A 25,047-nucleotide genomic window follows, 5' to 3' on the forward strand; every position below is an offset into this window, starting at 1 on the left:
TTACGTTTTTATCCACTGCATCAGTTGACTAGATATGCTTCCAATTAGGGACGAAAATCCAAAACCAGCTGGCTACAAGCCAATGATGACAATCGCCCTGATTGCGGCAAACGTGATAATTTTCTTCGTGGAAGTTGCAATAACTGGTCAGTTCTTTGAATTCAACAATAATCGGGCAGCTGCGTTTTTCTTTGATTGGGGGGCAGTTCCTGCCTGTGTCTCTGGCGATCGAATCCTGAATTTTCAGAACGTAGAGATTGAATGTCCTCCAGAACCAATGATTACTCTGCTTACCTCCACATTTCTCCACGGCGGTGCACTACACCTTGGCGGCAACATGCTGTTTTTGTGGATCTTTGGAGATAACATTGAGCTGAAATTCGGCCGACTAAAATTCCTTGGAATCTATCTGATGTGGGGAATTGTGGCAGGTCTAGTCCATATTGTGGGCGATCTGAACAGTCCGATTCCAGCGGTGGGAGCATCTGGCGCAATCTCTGGTGTTTTGGGAGCATATTTGGTGATGTTTCCGCGAGCAAAAATTACCACGTTTATGATGCTTGGATTCTTTATGAGAATGACAAATGTTTCTGCCAAATTCTTTTTGCCTTTTTGGCTCATCTTCCAGAACTTACTTCCGTTGTTTGTAGGCGGATTTGGCTTTGGCTCTGGTGGTGTTGCGTACTTAGCCCACATTGGGGGATTTGTAATTGGTCTTGCTACTGGATATGCATACAAGAAAATGCGCAGCGGTGATTTCACATATGGAACTAGTTATGGCACTCGATATGGCTGGAAGGGCGACATCTAGTATAAATTCAAGAGAGAAAAAATTTCTTTTATGCCAATAATTACAGTCTCAATGTATCCTGGCAGAACCACAAAACAAAAAGAAGAATTTGCAAAGGCAATCACAAAGGCTGCAGTTGAAATTCTCAAGACTAAAGAGTCTCATGTAATAGTGGTCTTTGAGGACAATCCAAAAGAAAATTGGTACCTTGCAGGAAGCCCCCTGTAAGGTTCTACTTTTTATCTAATGGTGTAATACCCAATCCATGAAGATAGCTATAGTACAGTTCAAGGCGTCAACTGACAAGAAAAAAAATCTTTCAAAAATTCTGGATTATATTTCTACAGCTGCAAAAAAAGGTGCGCGACTCTGCGCATTTCCTGAATTCATGATGTTCCACACCACATCAAATCAGTCTGCAATGCAACTAGTGGAGCAAGCAGAGACAATCACTGGAGATTTTATTACACAAATAGCAAGAGCTGCCAGAAAAAACAAAATAGAAGTTGTTGGGACTATATACGAAAAAAGCAAGAAAAAGGATCGTGTCTACGACACTGCGTTTGTAATTAGCAAATCAGGCAAAATATTATCGACATACAGAAAAATCCATCTGTATGATGCGCTTGGTTTTAGAGAATCTGATAAACTAGAGCCTGGCAACAAAATTGTACCTCCAACTAAGACGACGCTTGGCAAAATTGGCATGCTCATATGCTATGATCTGAGGTTTCCTGAAATGTCAAGAATTTTGGCCTCATCCGGCTCTGAAATTCTGGTTGTACCGTCTGCGTGGGTGCAAGGGCCACACAAGGAAGAGCACTGGCTTGCGCTAAACAAAACCCGCGCAATAGAGAACGGATGCTATGTCATCGCACCAGGACACCTAGGCAACATTTACTGCGGAAGGAGCCTAGTGGTGAATCCCTATGGAAAAATATTACTGGACATGAAACACAAGTCGGGAATTGGAATTGCAGACATATCACTGGAGCTAGTCAAAAAGACAAGGTTGTCGATGCCTCTCCTAAAGAACAGGAGAACCGACATCTATTCTGATCTCAGTCTTTAGGTTTTTTTGATGGGCAGTGGTAATTTGCGCATTGCTTTACCCATTTCTGCTTTCTGGAATATCTGTATAATATCATGGGCCACTGACACTCTGGACATGCAGATTTTGTAGCATAGATCATCGCCTTTTGGAGCATTGGCGATGACGCCTTGCAACCATTATAGTAATTAGAGCACCCCATGAATCTCTTCTTAGTCTTTCTTGACCGAATAACCATAAGTTTGCCTATTTTGCAATTGGGACATGGTACCAGTCCGTTCTTTGGCTCGTTTGATCCCAAAATCACGTACTTTTTTTTACTTGCTGACCATGACAGAAAGGAATTTGTGTCATAGTATTGGCGCATCTCGGTTTGGAGCTTGGTGACCTTGTTTTTTGTAACTCGGATCTTGCCGAGCTTTTTGGGATTGAGAGCTTGGGCCAACTTTTGTTTTAACAACACTATGATATCCCATGAAGAATTTTTATATGGACTTGGTCGAAAACTGTCGTGGAAAAGGTCTGCGTTCTTGGCGCTGGTAGCACCAAATATGGAAAATTAGAAGACAGCATTACGGATATCACTATTCAGGCATCAGTTGGCGCAATCGAAAGTGCAGGAATCGATCCAAAAGAGATCCAAGCAGGCTACATCTCTAATGTCTTTGGCATTGCAGACAAGCAGGTACACTTAGGCCCAGTAATAATGAGCGACCTTGGAATTCCAGAAAAACCATCATTATCAATTGAATCTGCGTGCGGTTCCGGCTCGGTATCATTTAGAGAGGCATTTGCTAATGTTGCAGCTGGATTTTACGATGCGGTTTTGGTTGCGGGAACAGAAAAGGTGACCCATACAGGTACTGAGTGGACTACAACTTACTTTTCATATTGCTCTGATTTCTTTTATGAGGGCGGTGCGGGTGCATCATTTCCTGGATTGTTTGCGTCAATGGCACGTGCATATTTGACTGAGTTCAAGGCAACAGAAGAAGACCTTGCTCGTGTCGCAGTAAAAAACCATGAGAACGGCCTTCTAAACCCAAAAGCACACTTGCGAAAGAAAATTACAATTGATGATGTACTGAATTCAGCAGTGGTGGCAAGCCCACTAAAACTATACGACTGCTGTCCGTTCTCTGACGGTGCAAGCGCAGTCATACTTTGTAGCGAAAAATTCGCAAAAGAACACTCTAAGGATTATGTTAATGTAATTGGATCGGGAAGGGGTGGATCACCTGCAACCCTCCAAGGAAGAGATCACATGACTACCATACCAAGCACAAAACTGGCTGCCCAAGCAGCATACAAGATGGCAGGAATCACACCAAGAGACATTGATTTTGCCGAAGTGCATGACTGCTTTACAATTGCAGAAATTGTGGACACTGAGGACTTGGGATTTTTTGAGAAAGGCCATGGCGTTCAGGCAGTAAGAGAGGGCAGAACCGCCAAGAACGGTGACATTGCTATCAATCCATCAGGTGGACTGAAAGCAAAGGGACATCCAATTGGCGCAACAGGCGTAGGGCAAGTAGTTGAAGTATTTGAGCAATTAACAGGTAAAGCAGGTGAGCGCACCGTTCAGGACGCAAAAATCGGCTTGACCCACAACTTTGGCGCAACTGGAGCCAGCTGCGCAGTTCACATTTTCCAAAGCGTGTAATCCACCTTGACAATGAAGCAAGAATTCATAGATGTTGTCAAGTCAGGTAGGGTTCTAACCAAAAAATGCGCAAAATGCAGTCATTTGCACCTAGCAACTGTGTATTTCTGCCAAAACTGCGGCGCAAAGGGCTTTGAGAATAAAATCCTAAATGGCACAGGCGTGGTTGCCACGTATACAATAATCACGGTTCCTCCGGCAGGCTTTGAAAAATATACCCCATATGCCTGGGTTGTAATGAAAATAGACGGTTATGATATTCGAATTTCCGGCTTTTTGGGTGGAATTGCTTCCCCTGCACAACTCCCAGTTGGCGCTAAGATCAAAATATCGGGCTATGATGATCGAGGAATTCTTCTAGAAAAACAGTAAATCGTTTTTTACCAAATTAATCATAAAAATCAAAAAAGATTCTTAATAGTTTTGCCAAACTTTGATCTCTATGTCAGTTGATGTTACCTGCGGCAAGTGCGGATCAAAAATATCAAACATGAAAATGCTCAAGTCCGTCAAGGATGTCATGAAACACTATAATTCCAAGTGCCCGTCCTGCGGCCAAACTCTGTCCACCTCGGAATTTTCGATCGATGTTTCCAAAAACTGATCCATAAAGTCTTTTTTTAACAACCTCAAAAATCTTATTTACTACCGTTCACGAATCAAAATTATGAGTATTGAGGATGCTGGGATGATCGATCCCAAAAAGTCTGGGGGAATTTTACAATCTACATCAAAACGCGTAAGAATGATCTTCTCTGTCATGGCAAGTCCAAATAGAATTGACATACTGAGAATCCTAAACTCCAAGGGACCACTAACATATTCTGAACTAAAGTCACTTGCTGGATTCAAATCCAAAAAGGAAAGTGGAAAATTTGCATATCACTTAAGAAAGTTACTGAGGCAGTCGCTTGTTGCGCTAAACAAATCCGAGAGGCGCTACACCATCACAAATCTCGGCAAGCTAGTACTAAGTCTGGCTCGCCAAATAGAAGAGCGCTCTATAATAGAGTCTGGCAAAATGTATGTGCGAACCTCGCATGAATCAATTGAGGAGTTCAACTCTCACAAAATCATCCAGTCTCTAGTCCGAGAAGGAAGTCTTCCACTAGAATTAGCGCAAAAAATCACCGAAGAAGTGGAAAATCGCATTTACAAATACCAAACAACCTACCTTACAGGTTCACTCATTCGTGAAATGGTAAATTCTGTGCTGCTAGAACACGGACATGAGGAATACCGCAACAAGCTAACACGCTTGGGCATGCCTGTCTTTGACATTCAAGAAATACTCACAAATGTCGACAATATCGACAATGGTGCACAAGGCCTATTCTTCAAGTCTGGCCAAACAATCTTTGCAGAAAATCTCCTACTAAACGCATTACCTAAGGATGTGGCAGACTCACATCTCTCAGGCGACATTCACATTTCAAATCCGGGAATCTGGTCGTTGCTTCCTGATACGATCTTCTTTAATCTTAAAGAACTCATCGAAGATGGAATTGATCTCAAGGGCAAATTCCTAGGAGTCAGCAGAATTGCAACAGTCAAGACACTGGACAATCTAATGTCATCTCTGTCAATGATCATATCTTTGGCCTCAAAGGAAGCATCAAAGGAAATAATTCTGGACGGCCTAGTTCAACTTTGCGCAAAACATGCAAAGAATATGACAGAACTAGAAGAAAAACTGGTCGACTCACTGGTCACCTCCTCTACTGCATCTAAGTATACAAAAGAGCCGACACTGGTATCGTTTAGAATTCAGTTGGGTGCAGAGCCCAAGGTTGTAGCAGCAATACTAAATGCATACAAGAACTATGTCAAGATGACTCCAGTACCTCAAGTTGGACTAGTCGTTGATTATTCTGCAGGTAAAGTATCTGATGTTTCGCAAACCGTTTCTGAAATCATATCTATTGGTGGCAAAGTTCTCTTCTCAAAAGACGAGACATCATATAGCGGAATTACAAGAATCAAGGCAAAGAACAGTACTTCATCAATAAACCTGCAATCACTGACAATAAACCTACCAAGACTTGCGTTTGAATCAAACAAGGATGAGACTTACTTTAGAGCAAGACTTGCATTGTTAATGAAGCCGCCACTTGCTGCAATGTCTTTACGCAAAAAAGACATATCAGATCTTACCAGACGTGGACTAAATCCAGTCCTTGCAGCAAACACGCAATACATGCAGAGAAGCTCAGTCGGACTGGTTGTAAATCTGGTAGGCCTAAAGGAGGCAGTCTTTAACATATTGGGCTATTCAGACGACAAGGAAGGCCATGAAATACTCTACAAAGTCCTCCAGACGGCAGTCGATGTAGCCGAGAAAAAGGGTAAGGAAATGGGTGACTCTGTCATAGTCACCATGACAGAATCTGACGGCACGCCTAGATTTAGCTCACTGGACGGAGAAAAATACGGCAAAATGTCAGTTCTCAAATCACTAGAAAGCGGCGGCTACTCACAAGGAGTCGTCATTTTAGCCTCGGAATTAGACTCACTGAGTGCAAAATCCGAGAAAATCTCAGACGCCAACAAGAAAGCCAAGATCCTAAACGGAGGCTTGCTGGTACAGTTACGATTTGAGCGTGATTCCAAGGCGGAAGACATCAAAAAAGCAATAGAAAAGACAAGCGATCTAATCGGCTCCTTTAGACCAAGCAAGGACGTTCCCATATGCGGCAATTGCGGCTTCAAGGACGAAAAGCTCTTTGAGAAATGTCCATCCTGCAAATCCCCGTATATCATCAGCTAAGAATCCGAAAATCGCAAACTTAATTTCAGTGGAATAAAAATTATTACTCCTTGGCGGCTAGATCACTTTCAAAAATAACGCAAATCGTTTTTGGAACCACGAATGACCAAAACGAAAATTCTTGGAATGGTGTAAAAGTTGTTGAGCTAAAATCTGAAACTTTTCGGCGTCAGGGTTATATCCGAACCGATTATACCTAGTGAGGGGAGACAATATGACAACAGATTTTTCTCAAATTGAAAGTTCGATCGTCGACGTAAAGAAGCGCGACGGACGAATTACAGCATTTAATAAAGATAAGATCACAAATGCGATCTACAAGGCTCTGGTGGCAAACGGCCAGCCAGACCGCAAAATAGCTGACGAGCTGACCAGCGGAGTTTTGGACAAGCTAATCCACCAGGGATTTTCAACATCCAGCCCGCCATCCGTCGAGGATGTTCAGGACATGGTCGAGTCGACACTAATCGAAATGGGCTATGGCGAGATTGCCAAAGCCTACATTCTGTACCGACACGAACGTCGCAAGGTACGAGAGGATAAGATGAAGGTTCTCAATACTAAGAACCTTGACTCTGTAGCAAAATCGTTTGACCTAAACTGCCTTCGAGTCTTGGCATCAAGATATCTATTGCGAAATAACAAAAACGAAATCATCGAATCGCCAAGCCAAATGTTTGAGCGAGTTGCAATCCTAGTTGGCATCGGCGACATTCTCTATGACTCGGAATTGTACGTCAGAGAGGGAGGGGCCCACCAAGATGCCGAGGAAGCAAGAAAATACTTGGCAAAACTGGATGACTTTGATTACAAATTCAAGGTAGGTCAATACTATCTGAACAAATATCATTTCCGCGGACTGATCAACCAGTACGTGTACCTGGCAAAGCGTGGCCAAATGAAAAAGAGCTTCAAAGAAGTGCTGACATTGCTTGCAGCAAAAAAGTTTGAGCAATACGCAGATAGAATAACAGAATATTTCACCCTCATGACAGAGCAGGACTTTTTGCCAAACTCACCAACAATGATGAATGCAGGCGCAAGACTAGGACAACTGTCTGCTTGCTTTGTCTTAGGCATGCCTGACGACATGGGAGATATCATGAAGTCGACATCTGATGCCGCACTAATATTCAAGTCCGGCGGAGGAGTCGGAATCAACTATTCCGACCTACGACACGAAGGAGACATTGTTGCATCCACATCTGGCGTTGCATCAGGACCAGTCTCTTTCATGAATATTATCAACACCGTCACCGAAGTAGTAAAGCAAGGCGGCAAGCGACGCGGCGCAAACATGGGCATCCTAGAAGCATGGCATCCAGATATTGAAAAATTCATCACAAACAAGACCAAGGATGGAATCTTGGAGAACTTTAATGTCTCAGTTGGAGTCTGGGAAGACTTTTGGTCTGCACTAGTAGATAGTGCTGATGGCAAATTCACACTGCGAAGTCCAAGGGACAGAGCACCAGTAAAAGAAATCAATGCACACCAGCTAATCGACCTGATTGCTCTTTCTGCATGGAAGAGCGCAGAGCCTGGCCTGATATTCTTTGATAATATCAACAAGTACAATGTCTTTGCAAAGGCAAGGGGCGGACCCCTGAGGGCGACAAACCCGTGCGGCGAGCAGTCACTATACCCATACGAGTCCTGCAACTTGGGATCAATCAACCTCGCAAATCTTGTAAAAAGAAAGGCGGACGGCCAATACGAGTTTGACTGGCAAAGATATGAGGAAACCATACACAAAACAACACGATTCCTAGACAATGTAATTGATATGAATAACTATCCAGTTCCAGAAATAGACCAGGCATCAAAGGAGTCCAGAAGAATTGGTCTAGGTGTCATGGGTGTGGCAGATCTCCTCTACAAGCTAAGAATTCCATACAATTCCAAAGAAGGATACGAATTCCAGTACAAGCTAGCTGAAGCACTGACATATTATTCCATGGAGGAAAGTGTTGCTCTGGCAAGATCCCGTGGAGAATTCGATCTGTGTTCAAAGACTGAATATCCAGAAGGCAAGATTCCAGTTTCTGGATATTATGAAAAGCCAAAGGGCGAGCATTACTATGACTGGGATGCACTAATCGCAAAGATCCAAAAGCACGGAATCCGAAACGTTCTGACCACAACAGTAGCACCAACAGGAACACTATCCATGATTGCAGATTGTTCCAACGGAATGGAACCAACATTTGCTCTGGTGTTCGAAAAACGCGTAACGGTGGGACGATTCTTCTACACCAACAAAATATTCGAAAACGTACTGCGCGAAAACGGCCTGTACTCTGAAGAATTACTGGCAAAAATAGCAGACAACTATGGTTCCGTTCGAGGACTAAAGGAAATCCCAGAATGGATTCAAAACATTTTCGTCACTGCAATGGACATTCACTGGTCTGACCACTTGATGGCCCAGGCAGTATGGCAGGAATGGATTGGAAACGCTATAGCAAAAACAATTAACATGCCGAATGACGTTTCAGCAGAAGATGTCAAAGCTGCATACTTGTTAGCGCACGAGCTTGGCCTCAAAGGCATTACGGTGTACCGAGACGGCTCGCGACACACCCAAGTACTGCACATGACTAGCGAGAATGCAGAAAAGACGTTTGATGTTGTTGCCAGCTCATTCCTAAATGAGTTCATCTCAAAGAACATCAAAAACAATTACATCCGAACTCAAGTAAACAATGCACTACAGCTCAAAATCCCAGAAGAGCCACTGCTGGAACAAATAACAAAAGAAGAAATATCAGAAGAAATGCTTTGCCCGTCCTGCAAGAATGCCCTAGTGTTCGTGGAAGGATGCAGCATCTGCATTGAATGCGGATTCTCTGGATGTACGTCTGGATGACTCCAGCCTAATTCTTTTATTATCACTTTTTTTAATTCCTTTTTGTGGACAAGAAAATATTTATCGCAATAGGAATAGGAGTGGTTGCCATTGCTGCCCTACTTTTATCATCTAGTATTCCACAAGGAGATGTCTTTGTTGTACAGCAAAAAAACGATAAGCTGGGTATAATAGTAAATACGCCAACGCAGCAGGTAACGCTGGATCAGATCAAGAAAACCTACTCTAGGGCAGATGAGTCTGGCGCAGGTAGGACAAACCTGTACCTGTTTTGGAATCATGTAGAACCAGAGCAGGAAAAATACAATTTCCGGGACACTGATGTTTTGATGAGCCTAAACAAAAACAATGGAATGCAGACGACACTGTTCTTTTCAATAGTAAATAGCAGAACAATAGGACCATACCCAACATGGTTAGGAACGCCCGGGTTTGGAACCTTATTGGAGACAAAAGCAACTACAACACTGGACGCAATTCTTAGCAGATATGACGGCGCAATTGACAGCGTAATAATTGGCGCAGAGCTAGACTCTTACTTTGATGATGCAGACGGCAGTGTGAACTTATACCGAGAATCATTTAACAATATTTACAGCGAATTAAAACAAAAACATCCTGAAGTCAAAATGGGTAACGCGTTTTCTCTAAACAACGTACTGAATAAGAACCTGACCAGATATGTTTCTGAATTGGCAGACACTGGCGACTTTGTTGCGTTTACGTATCTTCCAGTGGACAGAATAAATGACATTACAAAAACTCCAGAGCAAGCAAGATCGGACCTAGAGCAAGCACTAGAAATGGCGCCAAACAATCAGGTTGCGTTCTTTGAGATAAGCTGGAGTACTTCGCAAGACATTGGAGGATCCGAATCAAGCCAGGAGGAATTCATCAAAACTGCGTACCAATTCTACAGAGAAAATCAGTCAAAAATAGAATTCTTCAACTGGTACAGGATCTATGATAGGCCAGACGACTCCTGCGTAATAGACCAGAAATTCTCTGAATCTCAAGTGTCTCTGACAAATAATGACCAGTATGTCAGAGAAAGACTCGGCAATTACATTTGTAATGCCGGGCTACTAAAAACAGACGACTCTGCAAAATCTGGATGGAGCGAGCTGAAAAAGCAAGTCGGCTCTAGCTAAAATGTTATCTCTAGTAATTGCAGAGGCATCACTGGAACTAGTCCCAAAGGAATTGTACCGCCACAACGCCATTACAGCATACTGCAGAAAGATGGACAAAAGACCATCTGAAATTTTGCTTGATAATTCGTGGCATTTTGGGGCAATGAAGGGCCTAAAAAATGAGATAAAGCGGGGACGACCAGATTTGGTGCATTTCTCCCTGCTTGAAGCATGCACAATACCGCTGTATTGGGAAGACGAAGTTTCTGTTTACGTGCATACTATAGACGACAAAGTAATCACGGTGGGCGAGCGAGTTCGTTTCCCAAAATCATATCACAGATTTGTGGGAATAATGGAGCAGCTGTTTGAAAAGAAAGTAATCAAATCAGACGACCAGAAATTATTTGAAATCCAGAACTTGAGTTTTTCTGATCTGATTGATGCAATAGAGCCGGACCAAGTAATTGGACTGTCCTCCGAAGGCAAAAAGAGCAACTACGAGTCTGTGGCAAAAATGTGCACAGATGAAACCTGCCTAGTCATTGGAGGATTCCCAAAGGGAGAATTTTTTGATTCTACAAAGAAAAGCATCGATTCACTGTATTCAGTCGATGAAAATCCGCTGGAAGCACATGTGGTGGTTGCTCGAACTTTGTACGAATATGAAAAAACCATTTTTATGTAGGCGCAAGGCGACTCCAGTTTGTGCGGCCGTAGTATAGCCTGGTAGTACGCTGGACTTCCAATCCCGTTACCCGGGTTCAAATCCCGGCGGCCGCACCTAGTTTAATCTCCAAAAATCCCAAAAAGACCTATCATACATTACATTGTCATACAATGTATTCACAAGATTTGTAAATGAATGATGAAGAAGGAGTGTAATGGATAAAGTAAACATCGGACTTTCCCCAAAAGCACGACAAAAAGTAGTTGCAGTACTATCGGATGTTATAGCAGACCAGTACGTACTGTATACCAAGACAAGAAATTATCACTGGAATGTCACAGGAGAAGACTTTGCGCAATACCATGAACTATTCGAAAAGCAATATTCCGCAATTGACGAAGACATAGACGATGTTGCAGAGAGAGTTCGTGCGTTAGGTGCAAAAACTCCGGCAACACTGGTTGAATTTGTAAAATCCGCAACCATACGAGAACACCCGGGTAAATTTCCATCTGCCAAGGCAATGATTGCAAATCTACTTGCAGACCATGAAACCGTAATTCGAAACCTACGAAAAGGAATCCAAGTGTGCGATGACGTAGACGATGATGGAACAGAAGACTTTCTCACACAACTAATACAAAAGCACGAAAAGACTGCATGGATGTTACGCGCAACACTGGAAAACTAATATTCTATAATTCCATTTTTTCATACAATGCCATACCAGCTAGATGATATCGATGTTGCAATAATACAATCATTGATGCGGGACGGCAGAAAATCATTCAGACAGATATCTCGCGAAATCAAGGTCAGCACGCCAACCGTTCAGGCAAGATTCGAACGACTAGTCAATGTCGGACTCATAAAGTCGGTATCTCCTGTAATAGATCATGGACTGCTGGAGCTCAAAACCGAAAGACAGCTAGGAACAACAAAGACTAAGTCAAGATCTGCTAAAATCACAAAGAACATGATACTCAAAATGACTTGTGATCTATGCAACGGCCCAATCTCTGGCAAGCCACAGCCACTCAAGATAGGAGACTTTGAGAGATTTTTCTGCTGTACCACATGCAGAGAAATCTACAAGGAAAAGTACAAGGGCAGAATAGAGTCTCTAAACCAAAAAACTAAACATTGATTTTTCTATAGGCAGCTTTGTCAAGCCGATTCATTATTCCCATGCCCAATCCCTTCCTACTTGTACCCTGAGCTAGAATAATGTCGATTTTTTTGGCATCAAATTCCCTAAATGATCTAAAAAGATTGGCAGCGATTTGTTCTTGATTTTTCTGCGTTATTGTCATGTCGGATTTGATATTTGTGCCCAAAATTCCTACTCGCAATCCTTGTCTTTTGTATAATTGTAGTAATTGTGAAATTTTTTTGCTGACCTTGAGTTTTGGCCCTTCTATGAGAATTATTTTTGCCATTGGAGAATAATGCCTATACTTCATTCCAGGTGAACGGTGTATTGTTTTTGTTTTCCTTCCATGAATAATCGGATGGATTGCAATTTTACCCAAGACCTTTTGCAGCTGCTCCAGTGTTATTCCTCCAGGCCTCAGCAACATTGGAGTCTTTGTGGAAAGATCTATCACTGTGGACTCTATTCCTATTCTGGCAGGGCCTCCATCAAGTATGATTCCTACTTTGCCAGACAGATCATCTATCACGTGCTGCGCTCTGGTGGGACTGGGCCTGCCTGCAACATTGGCAGAAGGCGCAGCTATTGGAGTGCCACAATGACTAATCAATTCAAGAGCAATCTTGTTTTTTGGCATTCTGATTGCGACGGTATCGAGACCGCCAGTTGTTATTTTTGGCACAATTCTTGATTTTTTGAGCACTATGGTCAGCGGTCCCGGCCAAAACTTCCCAATTAGATCAAATGCTATTTTTGGAATATTATCGGCCAAAATTCCAAGGTCTGCAACATCTGAGATGTGAACAATTAGAGGATTGTCAGCCGGCCTGCCCTTTGTATCAAAAATTTTCTTGACTGCCTTTGAGTCTAGCGCGTTTGCGCCAATGCCATAAACTGTTTCTGTTGGAAATACAATTAGCCCTCCCGATCTTATTGTCTTGGCCGCTTGCTTAATCTGGGATAAATTGGGATTTTTTGAATTTACCTTAATAATTCTAGTCTGCATGAGTCGATTTTAAAAAAGGAATTGCGCAGCCATATTAAGAATATGATTATGCTATACTATAGTGAAGCACGACCCAAAACAGATTGCTCTGGAGAGAATCCAAATTCTAGTAAAAGAGGCCCGATCAAACATTTCACAAAACCCAGAGCTCGCACAAAGGCAGGCTGGCCTTGCCAAAAAAATCAGTACCAAATACAAAGTCGTACTTCCATATGAAATCAGAATGCAGTTTTGCAAAAAGTGCAAGTCGTTTATGCCTCCAGGAACCAGCCGAATTAGACTGGGCAGATCGACCCTAAAATCAATCAGGATTACATGCAGGTTCTGTAATCATACCTACCGCAAAGTCATTGCGCGACCTAAATGATTATAAGACGATTTGAAAGGTTGACTTTCACATGGCAAAAGCCTACGATGTACCAGCAGATGTTCTAATATCAAGACTAGCTGCAACGCTTAAGTCCGAAAACATCGGCAAACCAGAATGGGCTTCATATGTCAAGACAGGCTCACACGCAGTGCGACCTCCACAAGACCGTGAATGGTGGTACACAAGATGCGCATCTGTATTTCGCAAAATATACCTGCACGGGCCAATCGGCGTAAACGACCTTAGAATCGATTATGGCGGAAACAAGGCAGTAGGATATGCATTCTCACATCACAGAGACGCAGGAGGTGCCGTTATACGAAATGCAATCCAAGAACTAGAAAAGCTTGGCTACGTTGAAAAAGTACAAGGAAAAGGCCGTGTAGTTACCCATGCAGGAATGAAAAAGCTAGATAGACTAGCATCTGAAATTCTAGACGAGCTTGCAGTACAAAATCCACTACTCAAAATCTATTCTTAGTGATGTCCTTTGAGCTATGATCAAGGAGACCAAAACCGACCAAGCGACGAAGAGATTCTGGCCCAAAAAGAAATAGTTCTAAAGCAATTACTCTCAGCAGAAGCAAGACTACGACTTACCAACGTTAGAATGGTAAAGCCAGAGCTTGCAGCACTGGTGGAAAATTATCTAATCGGTATGGCATCTCAGGGAAAGATCCGATCGCAAATATCCGATGATCAGCTAAAGCAGATCCTCCAGTCCACACAGCAGCCAAAACGCGATTTCAAAATAGAGCGACGATAAATAAAATATAATTAGGGGTTAGCAAGTTACAAAATTCATGAAGGCAGTAGTTTATGATGAATATGCGCCAGACGATAATTATGCACGAATTCTCAAAGTAAAAGATGTACCTGATCCAAAACCAAAACCAAACGAGGTTGTTTTCAAGGTACATTCAGCTGCTCTAAATTATAACGATATCTGGGGAATGAGAGGAGTCCCAATTGCAATTCCATTACCACACATTTCAGGCTCTGATGCCGCAGGCGTAGTTACTGCAGTAGGAGATGAGGTCACAACTCTCAAAGTGGGTGACAGAGTAGCTACTCATTCTAATCTAGCATGCCGAGTCTGCAAGGCTTGTACCGATGGCCGTGAATTTGACTGTACAAAACGTCAAGTTTGGGGCTTTCAGACAGGACCTCTATGGGGTGCATATTGCGAATATGTTCACTTACCCGAAGTCAATGTCATAAAAATTCCAGACACCGTATCATTTGATGATGCAGCAGCTGCATCAATGACTCTGCAAACATCATGGCACATGCTTGTTGGAAGAGCCAAAATTAAGCCAGGACAATTAGTCTTGATCATGGGAGGAGGTTCCGGTGTAGGTTCATTTGGAATTCAAATAGCAAAATTATATGGATGCACAGTAATTGCAACAGCATCTGGCGACAAGCTCGAAAAATGTATGAAGCTTGGTGCAGACTATGCAGTTGACCACAGAAAAGAAGACTGGACAAAGGAAGTATTCAAGATTTCAAAAGAAATTGCAAAATCATCTGGCGGAGCACCAGGAATTGATGTGTCGTTTGATCACATTGGTCAGACTCACTGGAATCCACAACTGACATTGCTCAAGTATGGCGCAACACTAGTATCATGTGGTGCAACAACTGGTTATGATGCAAAGACAGATCTCAGACAAATCTTCTTCAAGGGAACAAACATTCTTGGCTCCACACAGGGAACAAGAGCAGAACTCGAAGATGGATTTTACTGGATGGGCAAAGGAAAAATAAAATCAGTGGTTGACTCGATTTATCCCTTTGAGCAAGCAGCAGAAGCCCACACAAAGATGCTTCAGGGTAAGTTCTTTGGAAAAATCCTGATGAAGCCAGAAGGCGTCTAAATTTTTGGCAAGGCTTTACCGCAGCCTCCTATTTGTACCTGGGAACAATCCTCGCTTTTTAGAAAAAGCAAAATCATCTCCGGCAGACATTGTTTGCTTTGACTTAGAGGATTCCGTGCCTGATTCAGAGAAAAAAAATGCACGAAACCTAATCAAGGAGGCACTAAAGTCGCGCGCTAGCTATTCAAGTTCCGTATATGTAAGGACAAATTCACCTTCCTCTGGCAAAATCTCGGATGATTTGGCAGAAATAGTCCAGAAAGGACTAGATGGAATTGTAATACCAAAGGTAAACAATTCCCGGGAACTAGGCAAAATTATCAAAAAAATAACAACACTGGAAAAGAAACGAAAGCTAAAACAAGTCTTTGTAGTTCCATCCATAGAATCTGCCGAAGGTGTAGTGAACACATATGATATTGCATCGTCCAGTAAGAGAATTCCCGCAGTGGTCTTTGGCGTCTTTGATCTGCTAAATGATCTAAAAATTGAACACACAAAACAACCAGAGGGAGCAAAATACTCTCGCGCAAAAATTCCAGTCGATGCCAGGGTAGCTGGAGTTCTCGCAATAGACGCAATTTGGCAGGATCTCAAGGATGTGGATGGCCTAAGGCAAGACTGCATCATTGGAAAAAGCCTTGGCTATTCCGGGAAATCCATCATACATCCTGATCAAATCATTCTAACACATGAGCTGTTCGCTCCAAACAAATCCGAAATAGAGTGGGCCACCAAAGTTTGCGCAGTATACGAGGAATCTACGAAAAAAGGAAAGGGTGCTACAGTAGTAGAAGGCAGAATGATAGACGAAGTACACTACAAGCAAGCAAAGGCACTTTTAGAGCTGGCGCAAAAATAATTCATTGAAGCTTTATTTTGTGACGGCAGGCATAATGACTGCCTATTTTGCATTGGTAATGGTTGTTTTTCCAGACACATATCAGGATATACAAATTGGTGTACCAAAACCAAGCTTGGATGCGACACTCTCTGCATCACAAATCACACTTGGAGAATCATTTGAGCTGAGCTTGGTTGCAACTAATTTGGGCGAGGAAGCAGATATGCAAACCGTCACCATAGAATTTCCGCAAAACAAAAACTTGGACAATATCAAAATCACATCGTATGACTTTTTGCAATCGCCTAGACTATACCTGAAAGATACAGAGATCGGCTCTACCTATTCTGGAGGCGTAACCATTACACAATCTCAATATCCGTTCATTGAGGCATACAACAGACCTACCAAGCCCGGCCAGATCTATACCATGACACTACAAATCACACCAACCGAGACAGGCCCATATACTATATACACAAAAACAGTCGCAATGCCACACATATCTGAAATATCACACTATCCAACTCAGGGAATTTTGGATCATCAAAATGAATTTGTCAAAGAACATGTGGTGCATGTAATACCATGAAAAGAGAAATAACGCCAACACTGGACCATACACAACTATTCAAACTCGCAAATCTTGTGATCAGCTTTGGAATTATACTTGTGACAAGCGGTGGAAGCTGGGACATTACAAATCATATTCTAAACAAACCAGAGACGTTTTTTGCACCTCCTCACTTAATGCTGTATTCCGGTGTGGGGCTTGCATTAATAGGATTTGTAGCACTGCATCTGAGCTGGAAAAAGTCTGGCAAAGACCATCGATTTGGTAGGGGAGTCAAAATCACCACAATGGGAATTGCTGCACTACTTTCCGCAGGCCCCATTGATTTTGCGTGGCATTCCGCCTTTGGACTTGATGGTCTGCTCAGCCCACCGCATCTAGTATTGATTGTTGGTATGAGCCTAACAAGCATTGGCGCGCTAGTTAACACAAAATCACTGCAAAAATCCAAACCAAGTCATCTTGGTATCATAATTTCGTTTATCCCTGTTTGGTTTTCTATAACCGGATTGTTCTATTCTTTTTCATTGCCTTTCTCAAAGACCGACTATTTTGATTTCAACCCAAATCCCCTGTTTGCTGCTGGATTTGCAAGCATTGCGTACCCATTTTTGATCTCTACAATACTTGTCAGCTCTACCATATTTGCAAAAAATAAATTTGGTATTGCATCACTAGTTGGCGCGTCATATTTGGGAATAATGACTCTGAGTGCCATTATTCCAAACCATACTTTAATTCCTACAATTCCATTTTATTTGTCTAATATCATTCCAATTGTTCTTGGCGATTACATCTTGTCTAGGTCAAAAAATTCCAAGTCAATGATGATATCTGGCGCAATCTTTGGAAGCGCATTTTATTTCATATATTATCCCTTAATCACGTACACGTACAATGAGATAACTCTGGATAAGCTAATGTGGCCCAGCCTTACATCGACTATCTACTTTGAAATGGTACCAATAGTTGCGCCGTTTTTGATAGTGTCTGGGGCTTTAGTTGGCGCAATATCTGTCAAGTTTGCGCAAAAAATTTTTAGCTAGGCCTTTTCCAAGCTCAAAAACAGATAATCAATTATTTTTCTCTCAGATAGATTCTTCATTTTTTTCATGGACTTGAATACTAGACCCTCTATATTGCCAGAATATGTCGAGTCTAGTCTTTCTTTGAGGGCTTTTCTGTTTTGTATGTAATAGTTTGCAAACGGTGCATACACCAATTCTCCCACGGATTTTTCCTTTTTGAGGCGAAATCCAGATTGCCTTATTACTTCTAGGACGTGGAATCTGGTGTATTTTTTTGAAAGCCAAGTAATACTCAAAATTCCAAGCTTGAATAACGACGGATCCAATGTAACGGGTATTGCAAGTATTAGCTTGCCGTCATCTGTCAAGATTCGCCTTGACTCATCAAAGAATTTTTCTAGTACAAAGTGTTGCGCAGACTCAAGAGCTATAATTCTGTCAAATGATTTATCGGAAAATGGAATGTCGCCTGAGGATGAGTTTATCTGAGATATCACTTGATTACTGCCGTTTTTTAGTTCCAAGAAATTCAAATCCATACAAAATATGTCCAGATGCGAAAATTTTTCTTTCCATATAGTAGCAGGAATGCAAAACCCACTACCAACATCTAGGATTTTTTTTGCGGATCCAAACTCGCCAAACTCTGATGCATATTCCGACATTTCTCTTTGCGCATCAGGCAGCGCAGTAGAGTTTTTCCATAAACCAAAATTGAGCATTTTTGTGTCCGCACCAACCTGCATCATTGGGCCGAACTTGGAATAAATATTGACAATGTCCCTGCCGGAATGTCTCCCATTCCATAATAGGACATCGAGTGGGTTAATCGTAATCTTATGCTTCAAGATGTTATAGGAAGAAAAAGGGGTTATTTTAGGTTCAGTGGAATTTTTCCAGAACCCCAAGGCTCTTTTACATTCAACGTGTATTGTTTTGTTGGGTCAAACTTGAAGTCAACATAGCTACCATAGCCGATTGCTGGACCAAAGGTCATTGTAAACGACTTTGATGCTCCAGGCTTGAGCACAATTTGGCCGCTGGTGAAGTCATTTGCAGCGTACTTGAATGTGGTAGTGCCATCCGATACGTCATAGTTGCAAACTGCGGGACCTGTACAGTACAATGTGATGTTGTCTTTGGAACCGGTGTTTTCTACTACGAACTTAAGGTTCACAATATCTTTGCCTCCGCTGTTTTCCACTGTAGCCCCTGGATAATAGAATGAGATTGGGCCGATTGTGGTCTTGGTTGCCTTTGCCTTGAATGCCGCATCTTTGACTGCCTTTTCACACTCGAATTGCTCACGCTGATTTTTCTTTGCCTTACATTGGTCTAAATTTTGCTGCATTGAATCAACAGGTGCCGGTGCTGCCGGTTTTACGTTAGTAGTTGATTCTGCTTTCTTCATTTCTGTCTTTGACTTGGTTTCTGTCTTTGACTTGGTTTCTGTCTTTGACTTGGTTTCTGTCTTTGACTTGGTTTCTGTCTTTGACTTGGTTTCTGTCTTTGACTTGGTTTCTGTCTTTGACTTGGTTTCTGTCTTGTTCTTTTTTTCTTCAGCAAATACACTTGTAGATAGTGTAACGCTAAGAATTAAGCTGGCTGTAATTAATAGAGCGACAAGTTTGAGTGTGTTATTATGCGTCAATTTTTGTTTCATTGATTTGTTGTTAAAATTTTATTATATAAACTAGTGATAAGATTATTTTCTAGTGCTAATTTCTGCGTCTATAAATTGGCACTAGTACAAAAAATTATCCCGAGTTTAAATAAAAAATAAGATAACTTATCTTCATGTCTACGTCATGCAAAGGTATCTGTGCTAGTTTCAAGGCAATGAGTGTTCAAAATGGTGCACGATATGAGATGGGACAAAAAAGATGCTCGTATTGTTCAATATACCTTCAAGTTAATTCGATAATATGCCCATGTTGTGGTTCTAGGCTACGCTCAAAGGCACGCCACAGGTCTTCAAGAAACGACTAATTCACATGCAGTATTTTGTGTTTGATATTGAAACATATCCAGAGGTTTTTCAAAAAAATCATCTTGCTTGTGACAAGGTGATCACACATAATCAAGATGTTAAGAATCAAGACAATTAATGTAATTAGAAAGATCTTCATCTGAGGAATTTATAGCTATAATTCAGCAACAGATTATCTAATTGTTATAACATCCTAGCCTACTATTTACTGACATATCTCACAACCTTGACTACTACTCTAAGATAAAAAAACTAGACATACAGGGGAAGGCAACTTTACTTCTACATCCAGGTAAAACATATATGAAAAAATCTTCGTATCGGTTATTGGACCCAAAAAAGTAAAAATTTTTTTGACCATTGTTAGAAAATCGGAATTGGTTGAAATTGATTCAAATGAAATTACCAATGTTATTGCAGAAAATCAATACGAATTTGTAATCTAGAAATTATCCAAGATTTATTCTGGTAAATTCACCCTTCTTTGAATTATGATACTGAAAAAGATCGCTCATTATTGATTTTTAGCTCAGGTATTATGATGCATTTTCACACATTTAGTATAATGATAAAAAATTAACCTAGTGCTAACCTATTAGATTTCCAAACTAGGTTATATTCAAAAAACCATTAGCACAAACATGAAATATCTTCTTGCTAATAACTCGGTAACTCAAAACTTGGTCCAAAATTCTATTATCATATCGCTTGAGGAACAAAGGATCCCAATTCGAATAGGTTGCATATCGACAAACGGTTATCCATGCGTAATATCACTTTGGTTCAGCATAATAGACGGAAGAATTTACTGTGCTACAAAGAAAAATGCAAAAATTGTTGAATACCTTGAAAAAAACCCCGCATGTGGATTTGAGATAGCTTCTGACAAGCCTCCCTATAGAGGTATACGCGGAAATGGAATTTGTAATATTAAGCCTGAAGATGGAAAAAATATTCTTTCAATATTAATAAGAAAATATCTTGGACAAAAAAACCCTAAACTAGAAAAATTTCTTTTGGATAATTCAGATAAAGAGGTCGCACTTGAAATAATTCCAAACAAATTATTTCATTATGACTATACAAATAGAATGGGATATGAAAATCAGTGATTTTAATGGTTACAGCAAAAAATACAATTCCAAAATTTCTCAAATCAAAAATACTACGGGATGATGGATGTCCAACATGTGGTTCAATGGATTTTGGAATAATAGAAGTTAATAAATTACATACATCTGTAAGAAGGAAAATTCAGTGCTATAATTGTAAAAAATTCTGGTTTGATAATTAATCCAAATGAATTATTGACGTAAGTGCTAGTTAGACCAGAGTATTTTTTTCAGTTTATCGACTGACAAGACAACTTTGCAACTCTTGCATGCTAGTATTTCAACCATGTTTTTTCCCTTTACATGGGTAGTAAACAAGGTGGGATGTCGACAAAATGGACACGAAGCCAATAACTGCTTGGGATTGTAACTTGATTCCAGCACAACCGTAATACGCATTTCTACAATATAACTGAGGAGTGATTTTTTTCCTAGTGGTAAAACCTCAATAATATTTTTTTTATTTTGTATTCCTAAAATATCAAAATTAACTATTACTTGTGTGTACAAAAAAACTAACACCGTAAATATCGAAAATGTATGTCAACATAACAATGATTTTTTTGATTTTACTACAAATGAAACAGTTTGTGTAGATTGCGGAATGATATTGAGAAATATAGAATCCCCTGGAGGTATCCAAACTAATGAGTTTTTTGATGAAAGATTACTAATTGATGATCTCGGAAACTCTTCTAGTATCCCATCTCAAAATAGGGATCACTCAACAGCTTATCTTCCTTATCCTACAAAAGTCCTCTTCAACCGGCTACGAAGAATAGATACAAAAAGTAAATCAGAGAGTATTGCGTTTCGGGATGGTTTTTTTCTATTAAGAAAACTCAGTGATAATCTTGGATTATCCGATGGGATTTCTAAATACGCTGCATACTTGTATAGAAAAGCATATCAAAAAAGGATCAGATTAGGAGGATCCATCACAAAACTTGTCTTTCCAGCTGTCTATATTGCATGTAATGAACTAGGCTCGCCAAGACAAATTAGTGAAATCCTCAAAAATAAAGAAATCAATAGAAAGCAGTTTTTTCGGGGTTACAAAAGGATGTTTTTGGGCCTTGGAATAAACACCTCATTTCATAATCCAATTATGATACTTCAAAGACTGGCAAGTAATCTTGACTTGTCGGAAAAAACCAAAAGAGAAGTGATTTTACTTTTGTCTAAAGCAAGGAAGGAGTCAAGATTTTCTGGATTCAATCCCGCAACCTTAGCTTGCGCTGCAATTTATACAATATCTCTAAAAACATCACATCCAATATCACAATCAAAAATAGCCAAAGAATTTGGAATAACCGATGTATCGCTTAGAAATTGCTATTTTAAACTCCGAACGTTGAACTAGAGATAATTTTTAGTCTCTTAAAAGCAAGCATTATTTGCAATCCACCAATGGAGAAAAGAGACCCAATCTCAAATAACATTGGATCATAGGATTTTTCCTCCGCTAAATCCAAGTCTTGTATTGGGGGCTGGCTCGCTAGTATTGGGGCATAGTTTACAGCCATTGCTATTCCTCCAATGATAATTAGAATTCCACAAATGATTACCAGTATTGGAATAGTTTTGTCTGGCTTATTTTTAGAGATAAAAGTAGCAATTATTGGCAATACCAGAGCGGGACCTCCGAGGATTAAACCTCCTTGCATGCCTAGTCCCAAAATGGATTGTAAGCTAGCACCAGAGCTCAAATCTACTGCATATGCTAAAAGCAATCCTATTGATATTACCACTAGAACTAGTGCCAGGCTCATAAAATGTATTGTTAAATCTTTGTTTTAAATTATGTTTTTTAGTAATTGAGATTGGCTCTAGCTAGAGTGATTAACACTAGAAGAAATCTCACAGATTTATATAGAATTAATCAAATTGTACCATAATGACAGAAGAACAAGAATGGGCTAGTCTACTTTCTGAAGTATTTGACAAGCTTACACAAAAACATGCATCAATCACATACGAATTCAAAGATTTGGCAGTGGTTGGTGAGAAAAAAGGACCAACTGGACCAGTTCCAACAGGTAAGGTTGTCCTAAACGGTAAGCTTACAATTTCAACTCAGAGAGGATAGCACAAATTGACCTACGACTACGTATCACGAGTGCTCTCCTATGTTAAATCAGGATCGCTAGAGATATCGTATGATTCAACCCCACTAGTGCGAATAGAAGCGGAGAAAAACCAGAGAATGATAGACATTCTCTCTGATGTTAAAGAAATACTCCCTATTCGTAATTTTATATTCAAAATTAATAAGATAAAAAAAATCTCTTCGAATTTATCCGAAGATGAAATAACCCTAGTAATTACTGAAAAGGGACAACCTCTTGCAGTACTAGGAGAGAATGCCAAGCCAGGCCTTTTCTCTAGACTTTTTACAGGTAAAAACTTGGAAGTAACTAGAAGAAAATCAAAAACTGGTTGATCTTTCTTTCTAGTGCTAATTAATGTGGTAAAGCAATTTGAGTTATAATAATGAAATCACCATTATTGAGTATGAGCCAGAACGCTATTGAGGACAACAGTTCAAAATTAGTGGAATTATTATTGGACAAGTTTTCAATCAAAATCCTTCAATCAATTTCCACAAGCCCTAAATCAATCAATATGATAAAAGATGATACAAAAATTCCAATGACAACTTTGTGGCGAAGAATTCGCTTTTTAAAAAGAAATAAAATAATAAAACAGACTGGTGGGTTTGGACCTTCTAGTAGACGATATTATTTTTATCAAAATTCTATTTCGTCAATAAATTTTACTTTTGGCCAGTCATTAAGTGTTGAACTAGTCAGAAAAATCGGAAGCACTATAGCTTAAATAAAAATCAAGGACAGTGTTGTCATGTCCACAGTATGCAAAGGACTCCGTATGGGTTACAAAACGGAACGAGCAATAAAAGGCTCCAGATATGAAGTGGTAGAAAAACAATGCATTTATTGCTCCTTATATGCACTGGGGGATACTGCTTGTTATTCTTACTGCGGTACTAGAGTCCAATCGAAATCAAAACACCGCACATCAGGAGCAAACTAAAATGCCTCACATCGTCTTTGATAAAACAATAGACTTGGATGCACTTCATGCTGATTTTGTCCCATTTGTAACAATGGAACCCTGTATAATCAAACTAAATGATTTCTTTTTATCTAAGAATAAAAAAGTAGCACTGGTTCCTACAGTAGTTATCGATGAGAAAAATCAACAATTCCTAATTGAGATATTTGCAAAAGAGGAAAAGACAACCATTAGATTGTATCCTGGAACAGATCCAGAAAAAACAGATGGTGTAAAAACATCTTTAGGATGTATGGCAAAAATCATCCAAAAGACGTCTCCTGATCTGAAGATATCTAAAACAAATATTGGAGAGTTTATTCTATAACTCGTACCAAGTCCTTCAGATTTCGCCTTGATTTTGGAGGACGATTTTTTTGTGGATATCCGATGCCAAGAATAGATGACGGTCTAAGTTCTGTTTGAAGAATTTGCTTAACCTTAGTTTCATTTATCATCCCGATCCAAATTGAGCTCAATCCCAAAGCTGATGCCGCAAGCTGTGAATACGCAGCTGCAAGTGTTGCATCCTGAAGTGAGAATTTGGCCAAAATCTCTGGCCTAAAGTTCATCTTTACTCGTGCTGGGTCCATGCAAAATACCAAAACAACTGGAGCATTCACGTATGGTTGATTGTTTGCAGCCTCGACAAGTCTTCTTTTAACTTCCTTGTTTTTGACATAAAATACCTCAAAACCCTGAAAGTTACCCGCAGTAGGGGCAGTATCAGCCGCTGCCAGTATTTTGTCTACCTGCCATTGCTCAATCGTTTTCGAGGAATCAAAGTTTCTAGTAGAACGCCTAGCGGATAATATTTTAAACAAATCAGTTTCTGAAATACCGCTTTTTGTTTTTGCTTTAAGGACTGCTTCTAACTGTTCTTTATCAGAATCTTCCTTATCTATTTGGATTGATGGAAGGAATTCCTTTGGGTAAATCTTGATTGGCTTTGGTACATGTGGAACATTTTTGAATTCCAATATGGCCTTTGTCATAGCATTGGTTTTAGCTTCAAGCATCTTGGAGTCCTTTAGTCGAAATTGGATGATGTCTGTGTTTATCAGAATGG

General features: G+C 40.4%; 29 protein-coding genes and 1 tRNA gene. 24 read left to right on the plus strand and 6 right to left on the minus strand.

Features of this window, described 5'->3' with window-relative positions:
- Nucleotides 1-34 precede the first annotated feature (34 nt).
- The 3 genes from FJ354_02785 to FJ354_02795 are packed head-to-tail and all read left to right on the plus strand — an operon-like array spanning nt 35 to nt 1,862.
- A complete protein-coding gene (locus tag FJ354_02785) occupies nt 35-811 on the plus strand; it encodes a rhomboid family intramembrane serine protease (protein MBM3905596.1) in 777 nt (258 codons plus the stop codon).
- Nucleotides 812-841: 30 nt separating this feature from the next.
- Entirely contained in the window at nt 842-1,018 is a 177-nt protein-coding gene (locus FJ354_02790; protein ID MBM3905597.1) for a 4-oxalocrotonate tautomerase, read from the plus strand.
- Nucleotides 1,019-1,055: 37 nt separating this feature from the next.
- Nucleotides 1,056-1,862, plus strand: coding sequence for a carbon-nitrogen hydrolase family protein (locus FJ354_02795; GenBank protein ID MBM3905598.1), 807 nt, complete (start codon nt 1,056-1,058; stop codon nt 1,860-1,862).
- Here FJ354_02795 and FJ354_02800 read toward each other — a convergent pair.
- Nucleotides 1,852-2,208 (minus strand): DNA topoisomerase, encoded by a 357-nt coding sequence (locus FJ354_02800; GenBank protein ID MBM3905599.1) that lies wholly within the window; start codon nt 2,206-2,208, stop codon nt 1,852-1,854. The two genes, FJ354_02795 and FJ354_02800, sit on opposite strands and share 11 nt — an antisense overlap.
- Nucleotides 2,209-2,352: 144 nt before the next feature.
- Here FJ354_02800 and FJ354_02805 point away from each other — a divergent pair, with 144 nt between their 5' ends.
- The 9 genes from FJ354_02805 (at nt 2,353) to FJ354_02845 (ending at nt 12,093) form a co-directional block, all read left to right on the plus strand.
- A complete protein-coding gene (locus tag FJ354_02805; GenBank protein MBM3905600.1) occupies nt 2,353-3,507 on the plus strand; it encodes a thiolase domain-containing protein in 1,155 nt (384 codons plus the stop codon).
- Between the two features lie 6 nt (nt 3,508-3,513).
- A complete protein-coding gene (locus FJ354_02810; protein MBM3905601.1) occupies nt 3,514-3,879 on the plus strand; it encodes a nucleotide-binding protein in 366 nt (121 codons plus the stop codon).
- A gap of 295 nt (nt 3,880-4,174) precedes the next feature.
- Nucleotides 4,175-6,274: a helix-turn-helix domain-containing protein gene (locus FJ354_02815; GenBank protein MBM3905602.1), complete on the plus strand. Its 2,100-nt coding sequence runs from the start codon at nt 4,175-4,177 to the stop codon at nt 6,272-6,274.
- A 214-nt stretch (nt 6,275-6,488) separates the two neighbouring features.
- Nucleotides 6,489-9,143, plus strand: a complete 2,655-nt coding sequence (locus tag FJ354_02820; protein ID MBM3905603.1) for an adenosylcobalamin-dependent ribonucleoside-diphosphate reductase — start codon at nt 6,489-6,491, stop codon at nt 9,141-9,143.
- 44 nt (nt 9,144-9,187) lie between these two features.
- Nucleotides 9,188-10,294 carry a hypothetical protein gene (locus tag FJ354_02825; protein ID MBM3905604.1) on the plus strand — a complete coding sequence of 369 codons (1,107 nt, stop codon included), beginning with the start codon at nt 9,188-9,190 and terminating at the stop codon, nt 10,292-10,294.
- Between the two features lies 1 nt (nt 10,295).
- The gene (locus FJ354_02830) at nt 10,296-10,964 is read left to right on the plus strand and encodes a ribosome biogenesis protein (protein MBM3905605.1); all 669 of its coding nucleotides are present in this window, start codon (nt 10,296-10,298) and stop codon (nt 10,962-10,964) included.
- A 22-nt stretch (nt 10,965-10,986) separates the two neighbouring features.
- A tRNA-Gly gene (locus tag FJ354_02835) sits at nt 10,987-11,059 on the plus strand.
- 101 nt (nt 11,060-11,160) lie between these two features.
- Nucleotides 11,161-11,637 (plus strand): DNA starvation/stationary phase protection protein, encoded by a 477-nt coding sequence (locus FJ354_02840; protein ID MBM3905606.1) that lies wholly within the window; start codon nt 11,161-11,163, stop codon nt 11,635-11,637.
- A 27-nt stretch (nt 11,638-11,664) separates the two neighbouring features.
- Nucleotides 11,665-12,093 (plus strand): AsnC family transcriptional regulator, encoded by a 429-nt coding sequence (locus FJ354_02845; protein MBM3905607.1) that lies wholly within the window; start codon nt 11,665-11,667, stop codon nt 12,091-12,093.
- Here the strand turns inward: FJ354_02845 and FJ354_02850 are convergent.
- Entirely contained in the window at nt 12,083-13,105 is a 1,023-nt protein-coding gene (locus tag FJ354_02850; GenBank protein MBM3905608.1) for a threonylcarbamoyl-AMP synthase, read from the minus strand. The genes FJ354_02845 and FJ354_02850 overlap by 11 nt on opposite strands.
- A gap of 61 nt (nt 13,106-13,166) precedes the next feature.
- Between FJ354_02850 and FJ354_02855 the strand changes: the two genes are divergently transcribed.
- The 7 genes from FJ354_02855 to FJ354_02885 are packed head-to-tail and all read left to right on the plus strand — an operon-like array spanning nt 13,167 to nt 17,819.
- Nucleotides 13,167-13,472, plus strand: coding sequence for an RNase P subunit (locus FJ354_02855; GenBank protein MBM3905609.1), 306 nt, complete (start codon nt 13,167-13,169; stop codon nt 13,470-13,472).
- Between the two features lie 31 nt (nt 13,473-13,503).
- On the plus strand, nt 13,504-13,956 hold the full coding sequence (locus FJ354_02860) for a 30S ribosomal protein S19e (protein MBM3905610.1): 453 nt from the start codon (nt 13,504-13,506) through the stop codon (nt 13,954-13,956).
- A 9-nt stretch (nt 13,957-13,965) separates the two neighbouring features.
- Nucleotides 13,966-14,241: a DNA-binding protein gene (locus tag FJ354_02865; GenBank protein ID MBM3905611.1), complete on the plus strand. Its 276-nt coding sequence runs from the start codon at nt 13,966-13,968 to the stop codon at nt 14,239-14,241.
- 37 nt (nt 14,242-14,278) lie between these two features.
- Nucleotides 14,279-15,355, plus strand: coding sequence for a zinc-binding dehydrogenase (locus tag FJ354_02870; GenBank protein ID MBM3905612.1), 1,077 nt, complete (start codon nt 14,279-14,281; stop codon nt 15,353-15,355).
- A 4-nt stretch (nt 15,356-15,359) separates the two neighbouring features.
- Nucleotides 15,360-16,217 (plus strand): CoA ester lyase, encoded by an 858-nt coding sequence (locus FJ354_02875; GenBank protein ID MBM3905613.1) that lies wholly within the window; start codon nt 15,360-15,362, stop codon nt 16,215-16,217.
- A 4-nt stretch (nt 16,218-16,221) separates the two neighbouring features.
- Nucleotides 16,222-16,791: a hypothetical protein gene (locus tag FJ354_02880; GenBank protein ID MBM3905614.1), complete on the plus strand. Its 570-nt coding sequence runs from the start codon at nt 16,222-16,224 to the stop codon at nt 16,789-16,791.
- Nucleotides 16,788-17,819 (plus strand): hypothetical protein, encoded by a 1,032-nt coding sequence (locus FJ354_02885; protein MBM3905615.1) that lies wholly within the window; start codon nt 16,788-16,790, stop codon nt 17,817-17,819. The genes FJ354_02880 and FJ354_02885 overlap by 4 nt, the downstream gene beginning before the upstream one ends.
- On the opposite strand, the gene FJ354_02890 is transcribed toward FJ354_02885, so the two are convergent.
- Nucleotides 17,816-18,649, minus strand: coding sequence for a class I SAM-dependent methyltransferase (locus FJ354_02890; protein MBM3905616.1), 834 nt, complete (start codon nt 18,647-18,649; stop codon nt 17,816-17,818). The two genes, FJ354_02885 and FJ354_02890, sit on opposite strands and share 4 nt — an antisense overlap.
- A gap of 23 nt (nt 18,650-18,672) precedes the next feature.
- On the minus strand, nt 18,673-19,464 hold the full coding sequence (locus FJ354_02895; GenBank protein ID MBM3905617.1) for a hypothetical protein: 792 nt from the start codon (nt 19,462-19,464) through the stop codon (nt 18,673-18,675).
- A gap of 968 nt (nt 19,465-20,432) precedes the next feature.
- Here FJ354_02895 and FJ354_02900 point away from each other — a divergent pair.
- Both FJ354_02900 and FJ354_02905 read left to right on the plus strand, forming a co-directional pair.
- Complete coding sequence (locus FJ354_02900; GenBank protein ID MBM3905618.1) at nt 20,433-20,903, plus strand: hypothetical protein; 471 nt, start codon at nt 20,433-20,435, stop codon at nt 20,901-20,903.
- A gap of 502 nt (nt 20,904-21,405) precedes the next feature.
- A complete protein-coding gene (locus FJ354_02905) occupies nt 21,406-22,266 on the plus strand; it encodes a transcription initiation factor IIB family protein (protein MBM3905619.1) in 861 nt (286 codons plus the stop codon).
- On the opposite strand, the gene FJ354_02910 is transcribed toward FJ354_02905, so the two are convergent.
- On the minus strand, nt 22,244-22,675 hold the full coding sequence (locus FJ354_02910) for a hypothetical protein (GenBank protein MBM3905620.1): 432 nt from the start codon (nt 22,673-22,675) through the stop codon (nt 22,244-22,246). The genes FJ354_02905 and FJ354_02910 overlap by 23 nt on opposite strands.
- A gap of 125 nt (nt 22,676-22,800) precedes the next feature.
- Between FJ354_02910 and FJ354_02915 the strand changes: the two genes are divergently transcribed.
- From FJ354_02915 to FJ354_02925, 3 genes are all read left to right on the plus strand, one after another.
- A complete protein-coding gene (locus FJ354_02915) occupies nt 22,801-22,992 on the plus strand; it encodes a hypothetical protein (protein ID MBM3905621.1) in 192 nt (63 codons plus the stop codon).
- 6 nt (nt 22,993-22,998) lie between these two features.
- Nucleotides 22,999-23,346, plus strand: a complete 348-nt coding sequence (locus FJ354_02920) for a hypothetical protein (GenBank protein MBM3905622.1) — start codon at nt 22,999-23,001, stop codon at nt 23,344-23,346.
- Between the two features lie 612 nt (nt 23,347-23,958).
- Entirely contained in the window at nt 23,959-24,306 is a 348-nt protein-coding gene (locus FJ354_02925) for a hypothetical protein (protein ID MBM3905623.1), read from the plus strand.
- Here FJ354_02925 and FJ354_02930 read toward each other — a convergent pair.
- Nucleotides 24,296-24,973: a nitroreductase gene (locus FJ354_02930; protein MBM3905624.1), complete on the minus strand. Its 678-nt coding sequence runs from the start codon at nt 24,971-24,973 to the stop codon at nt 24,296-24,298. The two genes, FJ354_02925 and FJ354_02930, sit on opposite strands and share 11 nt — an antisense overlap.
- Nucleotides 24,974-25,047 lie beyond the last annotated feature (74 nt).

The sequence above is a fragment of the Nitrososphaerota archaeon genome (assembly GCA_016872055.1).
Lineage (GTDB): Archaea > Thermoproteota > Nitrososphaeria > Nitrososphaerales > Nitrosopumilaceae > Nitrosotenuis.